The organism is Candidatus Hydrogenedens sp., assembly GCA_035361075.1.
Classification (GTDB): Bacteria; Hydrogenedentota; Hydrogenedentia; order Hydrogenedentales; family Hydrogenedentaceae; genus Hydrogenedens.
This window is the reverse complement of record DAOSBX010000001.1, coordinates 37,848-51,228: the sequence shown is the minus strand read 5'-3', so window position 1 is coordinate 51,228 and position 13,381 is coordinate 37,848. Positions and strand designations below refer to the sequence as shown.

The window sequence follows — 13,381 nt, the reverse complement described above, 5'->3', positions numbered from 1 at the left end:
TCCTTTTACTTACTGTGCCACTTCAATAACAGTAATATCTGGTTCTTCTTTTCCTCTGACATAGCGAACAATTACAGGCTTATTTTCACTTATTAAACTTGACATAATAGATGTTAGGTCATTAATAGATGAAACTGATTTTCTCTGGATTTCAATAATAATATCGCCGGGAAGTAAACCTGCATCCTCTGCGGGACTTCCCTCTTCTATGGACTCAATTAAAATACCATTATATTCTGCACCTTGCTTTTCTTGTTGTTGCTTATTTACATCACCAAAATTCATACCCAAAAAACTTATTTTTTGTGGGATTGATTGAGTTACCTGCAGGTTTCTTTCTCCAAGTATGATAGGCAATGAAACTGTCTGTTCATCTCGCCAAATTTCAAGTGTAACCTCTGTTCCAGGCATATATGATGACACCGTGTTTACCAAATCTTGAGCATTTTCAACCTCGTGCTCGTTTACTTTCAAGATAACATCATAAACTTTTATCCCTGCTTTTTCGGCAGGTGTCCCTGGCTGGACTCTTTTTACAAAGGCACCACGTTGGGAAGGCATATTTAACGGTTTGTAATAGCGTTCCGCATCAGACACAGCAACCCCTAAATACCCCCTGATCACTTTGCCAGATTGTATTAACTGCGGGATAACGCGTTTTGCTGTATTTATCGGAATAGCAAAACCAATACGATTTGCACCTAACATTAGAGCCACATTAATACCTATCACTTCCCCCTTTATATTAGTTAATGGACCTCCACTATTTCCAAGATTAATCCCCGCATCAGTCTGAATTAAGTGCTGAAATGTTAACCCTTGAAGTTGAAGCTCCCTTAAGTTTTCACGACCTAACGCACTAATATGACCAAATGAAACGGAACCTTCAAGCCCACGAGCACTACCAATTGCCGCTACAAATTGCCCTACCTTCAACTGGTCTGAGTCACCAAGAACCACAGGTATTAACTCTTCTTCTGGTTCAATCTTAAGCACCGCAAGGTCAGCTTCCGAATCGGTGCCAATCACTTTCGCAGGGTATTTTTTGCCTGATACCGTCTTAACGGTAATCTTATCAGCATCTTCTACTACATGGTTGTTTGTTACAATATATCCATCTTTTGAATAGATAAAACCAGAACCTGTTCCCATTACTTTTTGCATCTGTTTTGGAGGCGGTGTTTTAGGAAGTTTCTCACCTTCAGGAAGAGGAAGACCGAATTGTTTAAAAAGTTCTTCTCTATCTACTCCCAATGAACTGACCTGCGACTCTCTCTCGATATTTACAACAGAGCGACCTACTTTTTCATGAATCTCAATAAACTTGTTTTCTATCTCCTCTAAAATATCTGCATAACATATTCCAAATAACAAATTAAAAAATAATAAATAGACAAAAATTGACAATGACCAAAAATAGAGTGTTTTTTTCATGTTTTTTACTCCTGTTTAGTGGTTGAAGAGTCGATAGACTCTAATAATCCAGCACGAATAGCCGTTTGCAATATTCTATGTGTAATTTTAGCACCTTGAAACTGAACATAAAAAGAGTCACGAACACGGTATGCCCCAGTATTAATTCGGGCTATAAATATATCCATACCCATAATAGAAAAAGCAGAGGCAATGTCATAAAGCAACCCTGTTCGGTCAGTTGTTTCAATATCTATAACAGTATGAAAAGCAGAAGATTTATTATCAAATCGGATATAAGTACGAAGTGGAGCTGTTGACTTTTTTAAGGCAAACAATTTAGTTCGTGTTTTATCAACAAGAACCTGAACATCTTTACCATCAAGAATCACTGACCTCAACGTCTTCTCTATAGCTAATATTTGCCCCGCTGTTAAAGGCCTTTGTTGGACTGCATCACGAACAAGGAAACAATCTACAACCCAGTTATCTTCCCGTGTATATAAAGAAGCACTATATATATCAATAAGTTGTGAAGCAAAGCATCCTGCAATTTGTGAAAATAGTCCCCGTTTATCACGCGTTGCAATAACAAAATGGCTCATACCGATACTGTCATTTGACCAACAACGAATCGCTAATTTTTCTCGTTGTGCTTCATACACACAGCCAATATGTATAATGACTTCTTCTGGAGAAAATGCATCCAGATAACCTGAGCCCATAGAATTTAGATGATATTCCAATTCATCTCGGTTTATATTAGGTGATTTCTCAACAATCTGTTCTATCCGTTTGATAAAATACTCTTCCTGTGAATAATCTTGAACAGATATTTGATTTATTACTGCAAGTGTTTTTAAAAATAGTCTTATTAACAGGGAACCCTTCCATTCGTTCCATACATTTGGACCTACTGCACAAAGGTCAGCATAACTCATAATTAATAATTCTTTTATATATTTCTCATTATTTACCACAGATAAAAATGCTTGGATTATCTCAATATCATCAATATCTCTGTTTAACGCGACATCTATCATAAGTTGATGATTCTCTACAAGAAAAGCGACATGCTCTATATCATCATCACTAAGCCCCATACGACTACATATAGTTCTCGCTATCTGAACCCCTGCTTCGATATGACTTTCTCCTTCAACTTTTCCCAAATCATGCAAAAGAATTGATAATATTAAATATTCTGGCTGTTCAATCTCTTTCAATGTTTTCCGTAATACATCACCGATAGTACCTTCTAAATGAGGTATTTTTTCAAGAGCCTCAACCGCTCTTATAATATGTTCATTAACAGGATAACTATGGAAATTTTTATAACGAATTATCCCCTGAACAGCCCCAAATTCAGGCAGATATTGGGACAGCACCCCTAATTTTTCCATCTCACGAAAAGTAAACCCAGCTGATAAAGGTGTACTACAAATTGCTAAAAAGTATTTGGTAACGACTTCATTACTCCGAAAACTATCATTAATCAGATATAAATACTTTTGTATCCAATCTTGAAAAGTATATCCTAAGGGTATTTTTCTGCGAGAAACTTCCCAAAACAATTCCATTATCCGAACAGGATTTTCTACGAACCAATTACTATCATCTATTTTAGGTGTTAAATATCTGTTATAGATAACATAGTTTGATTTTTCATCTAATCCACTTGTAGATAACTCATACACCCCATGCACATATTTTTTTTGTTCTACCCTACGAACAATATATTCAAATAACCATCGAATTTGGCGTGTCGCAGAATAAAAGTCCTGCATAAATCGTTCAATGGCTTCTTCAGCAGAATCTTTATAATTAAATACCTGAGATATATGATACTGCATCTCAAAGGTTAATAGGTCCCATGCTTTGCCTTTCGTAAAGTGGAGTTCGTTCCTTATTTTCCATAAAAAATCAAGACTATCTGAAAGAACTAAATAATCAGAATTTTCTATATAATTACTTTTCTGTATATCATCGAGATTTTTTGCAGGTCTATTTTCTAAGCCTACAACCCATAATGTTGCATGATAATCTCTTAATCCTCCTGCACTTTCTTTAATATCGGGTTCGCTGGAAAATAAATCTCGACCTGATTGTAAAAAAGATTCATTTAGCCTTTGCAAAATCAATTCAAATATTTTTGCTTTTACATTTTCTGGAATTTTTCCCAATTCACTCTTCATAACATCATATAACAAACTATTTCCTATAATCTCACGAATATGTAAATAAGAAGTAAATGTCTTTGGGTCCTCTTCTATAAGTTTTATAGCCTCTGGGACTGTATAAACTGATATACCTACTTGTAAACCTATATCCCATAAGATTGTAGTAAAAATTTGAATAAATTCCTCTATGTCTTTGAGATTGACATCTTCTGAATGTAGGAGACATAAATCCAAATCGGAATAAGGGGAAAGCTCTTCTCTACCATATCCACCTAACGCACACAATGTTACTTTTTCTAAAAAATTCTTTCCTAATCCTGTCTCATTAATACTATAAAAAATAGAGCCCTCGATAAGTACATCAGCACTCTCACATAATTGTTTAAGAATACTCCTACCTGAAAAACCTTGCCGATGTTTTTCTTCAATCTCTTTCCATCGTAAGAGATAAAAGTTTTGGGCAGATTCTAAATATTCATCTCGCGACATCCTGTCATGTGGAGATAAAGATAAACCTTGCAAAATTTCAACAAAATTTTTCACGACATCTCTTTCTTTTCATTTAAATACTCTTGTGAAACAGTCCGATATGGAGCTCGCCAAATAAATATATCCTTGTCTTTAATCCATCCCCGTTCATTATCTACGGTTCGAATTAACATCCACTCGCCATCTTCACGTTCGACCTGAACTCGGTCTCCTTCATATAAATTAAATCGTGGGGGACTATTATCCGAAGGTGTAATATGTACAGAACATTCCGTCACAATAATAACTCCCAATGGAGGAGACAATATTTTAATAACACCAGACATAAAAAAGATAATCCCTACAGTTAAAATCAAAGAACCTCCAATAAATAACGTTTTTCGTAATGATTTATCTTGCCATAGAATAAATCCTAATATTATCCAACCTAAAACCCATAAGAATAAAGCAATCCTCCATGTCCATTTTTGACTAATGCCATAATGCCATATAAATAAATATTTCCACCACATTGGCTCTTCAGGAACGGCTAAGTTACGTTTTGTCTCGTTCAGCACTTTTGATAACTGTTCTTTTGCCATTTTGAAAGAAGGGTTTAACTCAAGTGCACGTTCATAGTTGGCAATAGCCATTCCTTTCTTACCCCAATGATAATATGAATTGGCTAAATTATAAAAGAGGACAGGGTCCTCAACCCCCGATTCAACCAATTTTTCATATTTTAGTATTGCAGTATAAAAATCTTTTTTATAATATGCATCGTTGCCTTCACGGAATGACTGGTCATAAATTCCAGCCCCTAAACTAAAACTGATAAACACATATAAACTACAAACTACCATCATTTCATCACTCTCCATAATTCCTCAACGAGAGCACGGAATCCATCTTCTAAACCTCTATTCTCCTCTTGTGAAACAATAGCCCCACTATAACGTATTCGTTCACACGTTTTAAGTATTTTCAATATCCTATCCTTCAATGAACGGTCTACTCTTTTATCGTTTATTATTTTTTCGACATCATCTGAAGTCAATCCCGAAGTGTTAACAACCCCAAATATATCACCTATGTACTGCTTTAATGCCTGTTCTACCGCAACAGATATATTGCCCATATTCCGCAATTCATCATATTTCCTTATGCAATTTTCATAAGCATATATTTTCCTTCGATATATAGGATTATTTTTTAAGTATTCTTTTCTAAAACCTAATCCCAAAGATAAAATTGATAAAATAGGTGGAAATATAAAAATAACATAGGGAATAAGTTTCTTATGTGAACCCACTGGCTTTAAATTTACCCCTTCCGTTATGATAGGTAATAATTCTGAATTGGCAACATCCACTGTTTTTGCCTCAATCCTTGGAGTTCCCCCTGCTGTTATTACATTATTCCCTTCCAAAGCATCCCCTATCACTCTTAGTGGAAATGCATTTGTTCGAAGTGAAGCATATTGTCCCAACTGTGGATTAAAATAGTCATATCCAATGGAGGGTATCTGGTAATCACCAGGTTTCATTGGAGTAATAGAAAATCGGAAGGTCTTTTCAACATTATCCCATGTCTCTGCATTTACCAATACAACCTCTGGGTCAGATATATATGCCCAATCTAAATTAGGTTTTGCAGGTGGTCTTAAAAAATCTGGGTAACCTTCACCACGAAACGTCATAGACAAATAAATTGGAGTACCAACCTTTACTTCCGTCTGAGATACATTTGACGTCAAAGTATATTTGCCTATAGCTCCAAAATAATTTTCGGGAGAAGGAGGGAGAGGTCTAACCTCCAAATTTATTGGTTCTGAATTCTTAACAATTGGGTAAGTTTCTGGCCAACCCCATGTACTATATTGGACATAACAATTGTCCCAAACCCATGGATTTATTGTTAAAGTACCAACACTTTTTGGACAAATTGGGATTACAAGTTCTATAATCTTATACATTCCCTCTGTCGTATTTTCTCGTCGACTATTTTGTTGTATCTTACCCACATAAAAGCCCTCAAATTCAGGCAAATCTGGAATATTTCCAGTAGTTGTCCTCAATGAAAAATTTTGCGATTCAAGTATTTTAGCCCTTAAAATTAATGTTAAAACTTCACCTTGGAATACAATCTTCTTTGATACTTCACTCTCAACTTTCAATATTTTATCTAATTCAGCATTATTTGCCGACCTTTGTCCAGGCGAAATTGTTTGCCCTCTACGGGTAAAGGGAGTTTTCTGTTGTTTTTGAGGTAATGAAGGCGTTTGGGGATTGGTTGGTGTTGCAGAATTAGCGGGAACAACTTTAATTTTAACATCTGGTGACTCTTGCTGTGTCCCATTTACAAACACAGACACTTGGATAGACCATTCTCCTTCTTTATTAGCTATTCCACGATAGCGACGTTCTTTTGTTGTTATAATTTGAGATTGTCCAAATGTCATTCGTATTTCTGTGCTCATTCCTGAATATACTGGATCAGGCAATATTTGAATACCATCTGAAACCTCAAATTTTGGTTCCCCTACATTCGAACCACGAACAATCACTGTAACCTCAAAACTTTCACCTACCCCTACTTCGGAAGGTTCAACTTGAACCTGAATTGGAGAATCAACAGAAAAACATACCTGCATTATAAAAATGAAAAGAATAATGAAGTCCATTACAAAACGATAAAGATAAAAACTATTATTTTTAGAAATCTTTACCTTCATTCTACCACCATTTATCAGGTAACATAATACGTTCTCGGTCGTTCAACATCTCTTTTTGTTCTTTCTGGTCTATTTCTTCAAGAGATTCCAGTAATAACTCAATTTGTTTTTTCTCGTTAGCATCCTCTTTCTTTTCATCTTCCTTTTTTTCTTCTTTATTTTCCTTATTTTCCTCCATTTGAGTTTCTTTTTTCTGCTCCTGTTGATCCTTATCATCTTGACCCTCTTGTTGATTATCATTCCCTCCTTGCTGATTCTTTTCACTATCACGAACCAAGGTCAATATAATTATATAATCATTCCCTTCTCTGGAAATACCTTTATAAACAAGTGGGTCTCCTATTTTTGCCTTCGCCATGGCTTCTATTATATTTAACCAATTCCCTTCCACTTCCATCTGAACTCGTGTGTTAAGGTCAAAAACACCCGTTTCTTTTCCACCTTGAGGTTGGATAAAGAACTTAATACCTTCATTTATCGGGAATTGGAGTTCTGATAGATTTCCATCCTGTATCGTTTGCTTATCTTTATATATCACATCAAAGCCATTGACACCCAATCTTTTTAAGATGAAGGATACTGCTTCATTCCCTTCCAAAAGGCTAGCATTACCATTATTACTTTCTTCTTCAGGAACGTTTTTCCCCTGCTCTCCCATTATTTTTACAGCTGTAACTTCTGCCTCGACAGGCTTCTGGGATTCTTGTATATCTTCTGGCTTACTTAATAATGGAGGCACACTATTATCTGCAAATAGTGACTTCGCAATGAGAAATAAACTTATAATAACAATTTTTACACTCTTGTTACTTTGACAATTCCATCCTAACATTTTAACCTTAAACTTACTATACATATTATTTATTTCTCTTTCTTAATTCTACAACGTTAGGTTGTTCCTCTAATACATGTACTTCTGCGTCAGGAACTTCTGTTCTCGTGTTCAAAAACATAGTTGCTGTTTTCTGTTCAGAATCCTGTTTTTGATCTTGCTCATTCTCCTTGTCTTGTTTATTTTCCTGAGATTGACGAAGTAATTGCTTTAATTCATATAACGCATGGTCTAAATTTCTTTTTGCCTCGCTAAAATTAGGCTGTATCTCTAAGGCTTCACGATAACATTGAACAGCATTACGATATAGTGTAACACATTCCTGTATTGCCTCAGGATTACTCTTTTGAAAATCTGCCAACAATAAACTACAATTCCCTTTGTTAAATAACGCTTTAGATTTTAGTTCAGGTTTATCTGCAAGAAGCACAGCCGTATTAAAGTTCTGTTCCGCTTCTTTTACATAATTCGCTATATTATCAGTAGACTTGTTTTGTAAACTCTTTTCTGCTTGGTAATATCTTAGACATCCAGCACCTAAAACTACATTTATATCTTTCGGATTTTTTATCAACACTCCTTCATATAACTTCCAACCTTCTTCCATCTTTCCATCCATAATTAAACTACGAGACTTTTCCCAGACTTTGTAGACATCATCAGCAGGTATGTCAAAATTTACAAGAAACACAAACAGAGGAACTATTAGCAAAACAATTTTTAGTTTTTCTATTATAAAAGTGTTCATATTTAACCCACCTGAAATGATGTGTTTTTCCTGTATGTCATCATTAGCCATAAAACATTTTCAAAACAGAAGATAATACATGCAATAAATAAAGGCCAACGATAGCGATTCACTTTTTGGTACCTTAATTCATCTGATTGATAATACAATCTAATTTTCTCTAATTCGTTTAATATCAAATTAATATCTGAGTCGTCCATGGTCGCTCTGACATAAAATCCGTTCCCTTTAATAGCAATATCCTTTAATTTTTTCTCATCTAAAACAGATTTATGTACTTGTTTTAAATTTGATGTTCGTACATATCGTTTCATCCATTCTGGAAATTTTATTTCTGCTCCTTCAGGTGTCCCCATCCCTAAAACAATAAGCGAAACATTTTCACCCAAAGACTCTGCTTTTAATTCCACATTTTCAGAAAGGTCTTCCCCATCACTCATAATAATTACAGCACGGGCATATTTATCACCTCCCCCAGACTTTTGAATATCCTCTTTAAATACCTGTTCAACTTCATTAAGAGCGTCTGAAATATCTGTCCCTTCTTTGCTTAGCATATCTGTATTAAGGGCACGAAGTATGGTTTTTACATAGGCGTGGTCTAATGTTAGCGGACAAACCAATGCTGACTCTCCCGAAAAGGCAATTATACCGAAACGATCTGCTGGGCAACGGGACATAAGAATAGATACCTTTTGTCTCGCCTGTTCCAGACGATTTGGTGGTAAATCTTCTGCTAACATACTCTCCGAAGTATCAATAACGAACAATATATCACGTGTCAATTTTTGTGTTTTTTCCCATGATGAGCCCCAATGAGGCTGAGCAAGAGTCAAAATTAAAAAGAAAATACCTGCCACAACCGCAAATATTGTAAGTTTACGGAATAAGGGGTTAACACCGACAGATAAACGTGGTACAAGGGTATACTCCACAAATTTCTGAATTCGCTTATGTCTCTGTTTTTCTAACCTAAACAGAGAGAAGATAACAAGGAATATTACAATGGCAGTTATTAATATCCAAATCGGTAAATATTTCCATGAAAATGCAAAATACATATAACTCTTTATTTTCCTTCCTTTACGGTAAAGGGTCCCATAAAATACGTCTTGAATAAACAGAACCTAACATAAACAGTGTGCCTATTATCACAAAAGGTAAAAAGACCTCTTCATATTCATAGAAATCCCCAATATCTACTTCTGTCGCCTCTAACTGGCTAATTTCATCATATGCTTTTAATAATCCCTCAGTATCTGTAGCCCGATAATACTTCCCACCTGTATCTTCTGCTATTTTTTGTAATAATGCCTCATCAATAGGCTGATTTTGAATAATCATACCACCTGCTGTCATTGATAAACCTGATTCAGAAGTTCCTGCACCAATTGTATATACTTTGATTCCTTTCTCTTTTGCCATCTCCACTGCTTCCAAGGGGGTAATATCACCACGGTTATTAATTCCATCTGTTAATAAAATAACAACTTTGCTTTTTGCCTCACTTTCACTTAGTCTTCGCACTGCCAGCCCGAGTGCCGAACCAATTGCGGTTCCATCCTTTTCCTGAGGGGCAAAATCGGTCTTATCTAATGCTTTTAGCAAAACTTCATAGTCCAATGTTAACGGACAACGTGTCCATGCCAATCCTGCATATAGAATTAAACCGATGCGGTCTAATCCAAAACGGTTTGATTTCTTTTCCTTTCTATGTTCAATAAAATGCATTGCAGCCTTTTTTGCTACAAATAAACGGTCACGAGGACGACGGTCTAATACATAGTCCTGTTGGCTCATACTACCTGAAATATCAAGGCATAACATAATATCGATTACATTAGCACGGTCTTTATTAAGTTTCACACCATACGTAGGACCTGCTAAAGCAATAATAAAGAAGATAAATGCAATAAAACTTAATAATGGGGCTATAAACTTACGCCAGGCATTTGTATACGATACCAATTGTGACACTAACGAATTGGTAGAAAACACAATTGAGGCGGTACTTTCTTTTCTTATTTGTAGTAGAAAAAGAATAAATACAGGAATTAGTAATAAAAACATATATGGGTAAGTAAAAAACATTCCTTTATTTTGTAGAATTGGACTCATTGTTCCCTTACCATAACTTCTTTTTCCGTTGCTTGTAAATTGGCTGTTAATGGCTTATCATCCGTAAGCGGACATTTTGTATCTTCTACAAAATTCCATACTAAATTAAATCCTGATTCCATCTGCTCCACTGTAGGTACTAATTTAGCAAATTTTACCTGGTCACAATGTTTAAGGAAAGATGCCAATAACTTTTGCTGTTCGGTAGTTAATACTTTCTCCTTCATCGTGGTCTCTATAAATTCAGGTGTTGTCTGTTCAGGGGCATTAATTTTAAACCTATCTTCAATATAATAACGGAGTATCCATGTTAATTGGACATAATACTGTTCAAATAATCCCTGTGATGGAAAATCTTTAGATTTCAAATCTCGTAATCGGCGAAATGCTTTTTCCCATGGCAGTTCTATCACTTCACTGGTGGTTGGCTTTAAGCCAGTTCGCTTCCTGACAAAATAAACTACCGTTGCCAATCCAGCCATTAGTATGCCTATCAAAAGAATTACTGTGATAATTCCTTTTAATGACTTTCTAATTTGTGGTTCAATAACACCTGCCGTGTTTTGGATATTTTTCAATTCCTCCTCTGTAGGTTCTCGCACTTCTAAAACAAACGCTGATGTTTTCCACATACTCCCATCATTCTCTTTAACTACTGCGGATGGAATTAAATAATTTCCTGCCTTTAACGGGTCTAATAAAAACTTTTTACTACATTTTGTATCAGTTTCATTATGTGTCGGTTTTTCTATTATTTCTATATCTTTATAAGCATTTTTCCAGTCTGGACATTCCCTCTTCCCCATAGATTCAACTTGAACCGTATATTCTGATGACCGAAACCATGGTATCTTCGGTGCGGTAATTTCAACAACAGCCGAGCTATTAGCCAATACAAATATATATGTAGTTAAAAGATAACTGAACAACATAATCGTTTTATATTATCCCTGTTTAACGATTTGACTTTCTTTCACGAGCTCTAAAAAACCGATATAACTCGTCAATGTATGGTTTATCTGTACGTATATCTAAAAATTCTGCTCCAGATTGATAAATAATTTTCTTTTTTCTTTCATATTCTGCCTTTGCACGATTCATATATTGCTCTCGCAAATATTTATTAGCAGTATCAATAATAACCTCTTTTCCTGTCTCCGCATCTATAGTAGATATGAGCCCTACATCAGGCAATTCTAATTCTCTCGGGTCAGTAATAATACACGCAATAACATCATGACGCCGTGAAAGAATTCGGAGTGTTTTTTCATAATCATTCCCATAAAAATCGGATAAGATAAAAATAATTGTTTTCCTCTTCAATATTTGACTTAAGAATTGCAATGCTTTGTTTAAATCGGTCATTCTACTTTTAGGTTCATGGTACAATACCTCTCGAATAACCCTTAATCCATGCTTTCTTCCTTTTCGAGGTGGTAAAAAGAGTTCTACATCATCCGTAAATACGACCATACCAACTTTATCGTTGTTCTGTATCGCTGAAAAAGCAAGTACCGCACAGACCTCCGCAGACAATTCCAGCTTAAATTGTGTTACAGAACCGAATCGTTGAGAACCACTTGCATCGACCACAAGCATAATAGTTAGTTCTCGTTCTTCTGTAAGTACTTTTACGTGTGGAATACCTGTTCTCGCCGTGACATTCCAGTCTATATTTCGTATATCATCCCCTGGAACATACTCCCTTACTTCTTTAAACTCAACACCCTGCCCACGAAAAACACTTTCATATCTGCCCGCAAGAATCTCGTTCACTAATTTTGTTGTCCGTATTTGTATTCTACGGACTTTTGCTAATACTTCGGAGGTCAACATAATATATCCTGATACTCCCTTTAATTACGGAACAGGCACATGGTCAAGAATCTTTTGAATAATATCCTCACTGGTAATATTTTCTGCTTCCGCCTCATAGGACACTTTAATTCGATGTCTTAATACATCAGGTGCCATCACTTTTATATCATGCGGAAACACATTCCCTTCTCCTTGTAAGAATGCCCATGCCCGAGCTGTCTGTTGAAGGTAAAGAGAAGCACGTGGCGAAGCACCGTATTCAATTAAATGATTTATTTTTAACCCGAAAACATCTGGATTACGTGTTGCCTGGACAATATCAACAATATAGTTTTTTATTTTTTCATCCACATATATCTGATTTACTACTTCACGCATTTCTAAAACATATTGTTTGGACAAAACTGTGGAAACAGAAGGTTGGTGAAGCAAATCGACCCTTTCCAAAATGGCTTTTTCTTCATTACGGTTTGGGTATGTAACTTTTAATTTCAACATAAAACGGTCAACCTGAGCCTCTGGTAGCGGATAAGTTCCCTCCTGTTCTATTGGATTCTGAGTTGCCAATACCATAAAAGGTTCTTCCAATTTATATGTGTTATCGCCAATCGTTACCTGCCGTTCTTGCATTGCCTCCAATAAGGCACTTTGAACTTTTGCTGGGGCACGGTTTATTTCATCTGCCAATATTATATTCCCAAAAATCGGGCCTTTTTTCGTGGTAAATTCTCCCGTTTTAGGGTTGTAAACCAATGTCCCAATCAAATCTGCTGGTAAAAGATCAGGGGTAAATTGAATCCGATGGAACAAACAATCTAATGTTTTTGCAAGTGTATTTACTGCTGTCGTCTTTGCAAGCCCTGGGACCCCTTCTAATAATACGTGCCCATTGGCTAACAATCCTATCAACATTCGCTCTATCATATATTGCTGACCAACAATGATTTTACTTATCTCCTGCCGAACACGATTCATCAAATCTGCATATCGTTCTACACGTGCTCTTATTGCTTGAACACTGGTTGACATTTTTATCTCCTTTCTATTAAATAACTATGTTCACATAATAC

11 protein-coding genes are annotated in these 13,381 nt (G+C 35.7%); all 11 read right to left on the bottom strand.

The features are described 5' to 3' along the window. Nucleotides 1-9: 9 nt before the first annotated feature. From PLJ10_00190 to PLJ10_00140, 11 genes are read right to left on the bottom strand one after another with little or no spacing between them, the layout of a single operon-like run. Nucleotides 10-1,434 carry a PDZ domain-containing protein gene (locus PLJ10_00190; GenBank protein ID HOK08060.1) on the bottom strand — a complete coding sequence of 475 codons (1,425 nt, stop codon included), beginning with the start codon at nucleotides 1,432-1,434 and terminating at the stop codon, nucleotides 10-12. A 5-nt stretch (nucleotides 1,435-1,439) separates the two neighbouring features. Next, a complete protein-coding gene (glnD, locus tag PLJ10_00185; protein HOK08059.1) occupies nucleotides 1,440-4,136 on the bottom strand; it encodes a [protein-PII] uridylyltransferase in 2,697 nt (898 codons plus the stop codon). After that, on the bottom strand, nucleotides 4,133-4,942 hold the full coding sequence (locus PLJ10_00180; protein ID HOK08058.1) for a hypothetical protein: 810 nt from the start codon (nucleotides 4,940-4,942) through the stop codon (nucleotides 4,133-4,135). The genes glnD and PLJ10_00180 overlap by 4 nt, the downstream gene beginning before the upstream one ends. Next, the gene (locus PLJ10_00175) at nucleotides 4,924-6,795 is read right to left on the bottom strand and encodes a BatD family protein (GenBank protein HOK08057.1); all 1,872 of its coding nucleotides are present in this window, start codon (nucleotides 6,793-6,795) and stop codon (nucleotides 4,924-4,926) included. The genes PLJ10_00180 and PLJ10_00175 overlap by 19 nt, the downstream gene beginning before the upstream one ends. Nucleotide 6,796: 1 nt before the next feature. Then, the gene (locus PLJ10_00170) at nucleotides 6,797-7,651 is read right to left on the bottom strand and encodes a hypothetical protein (GenBank protein HOK08056.1); all 855 of its coding nucleotides are present in this window, start codon (nucleotides 7,649-7,651) and stop codon (nucleotides 6,797-6,799) included. 1 nt (nucleotide 7,652) lies between these two features. After that, nucleotides 7,653-8,375: a hypothetical protein gene (locus PLJ10_00165; GenBank protein ID HOK08055.1), complete on the bottom strand. Its 723-nt coding sequence runs from the start codon at nucleotides 8,373-8,375 to the stop codon at nucleotides 7,653-7,655. A gap of 2 nt (nucleotides 8,376-8,377) precedes the next feature. Beyond that, entirely contained in the window at nucleotides 8,378-9,436 is a 1,059-nt protein-coding gene (locus PLJ10_00160) for a VWA domain-containing protein (GenBank protein ID HOK08054.1), read from the bottom strand. A 22-nt stretch (nucleotides 9,437-9,458) separates the two neighbouring features. Then, nucleotides 9,459-10,493, bottom strand: a complete 1,035-nt coding sequence (locus PLJ10_00155) for a VWA domain-containing protein (GenBank protein ID HOK08053.1) — start codon at nucleotides 10,491-10,493, stop codon at nucleotides 9,459-9,461. Continuing rightward, the gene (locus PLJ10_00150; GenBank protein HOK08052.1) at nucleotides 10,490-11,425 is read right to left on the bottom strand and encodes a hypothetical protein; all 936 of its coding nucleotides are present in this window, start codon (nucleotides 11,423-11,425) and stop codon (nucleotides 10,490-10,492) included. Before PLJ10_00150 ends, PLJ10_00155 begins: the two co-directional genes overlap by 4 nt. Before the next feature lie 22 nt (nucleotides 11,426-11,447). Next, a complete protein-coding gene (locus PLJ10_00145) occupies nucleotides 11,448-12,329 on the bottom strand; it encodes a DUF58 domain-containing protein (protein HOK08051.1) in 882 nt (293 codons plus the stop codon). A 24-nt stretch (nucleotides 12,330-12,353) separates the two neighbouring features. Next, nucleotides 12,354-13,340 carry a MoxR family ATPase gene (locus PLJ10_00140; GenBank protein HOK08050.1) on the bottom strand — a complete coding sequence of 329 codons (987 nt, stop codon included), beginning with the start codon at nucleotides 13,338-13,340 and terminating at the stop codon, nucleotides 12,354-12,356. Between the last annotated feature and the right edge of the window lie 41 nt (nucleotides 13,341-13,381).

Excerpts from the sequence above, each read along its gene's own strand:
- PLJ10_00140 (HOK08050.1), bottom strand. The coding sequence starts at position 13,340 with ATGTCAACCAGTGTTCAAGCAATAAGAGCACGTGTAGAACGATATGCA.
- PLJ10_00150 (HOK08052.1), bottom strand. The coding sequence starts at position 11,425 with ATGTTGTTCAGTTATCTTTTAACTACATATATATTTGTATTGGCTAAT.
- PLJ10_00170 (HOK08056.1), bottom strand. The coding sequence starts at position 7,651 with ATGTATAGTAAGTTTAAGGTTAAAATGTTAGGATGGAATTGTCAAAGT.
- PLJ10_00165 (HOK08055.1), bottom strand. The coding sequence starts at position 8,375 with ATGAACACTTTTATAATAGAAAAACTAAAAATTGTTTTGCTAATAGTT.
- PLJ10_00175 (HOK08057.1), bottom strand. The coding sequence starts at position 6,795 with ATGAAGGTAAAGATTTCTAAAAATAATAGTTTTTATCTTTATCGTTTT.
- PLJ10_00145 (HOK08051.1), bottom strand. The coding sequence starts at position 12,329 with ATGTTGACCTCCGAAGTATTAGCAAAAGTCCGTAGAATACAAATACGG.
- PLJ10_00190 (HOK08060.1), bottom strand. The coding sequence starts at position 1,434 with ATGAAAAAAACACTCTATTTTTGGTCATTGTCAATTTTTGTCTATTTA.
- PLJ10_00180 (HOK08058.1), bottom strand. The coding sequence starts at position 4,942 with ATGGAGAGTGATGAAATGATGGTAGTTTGTAGTTTATATGTGTTTATC.
- PLJ10_00155 (HOK08053.1), bottom strand. The coding sequence starts at position 10,493 with ATGAGTCCAATTCTACAAAATAAAGGAATGTTTTTTACTTACCCATAT.
- PLJ10_00160 (HOK08054.1), bottom strand. The coding sequence starts at position 9,436 with ATGTATTTTGCATTTTCATGGAAATATTTACCGATTTGGATATTAATA.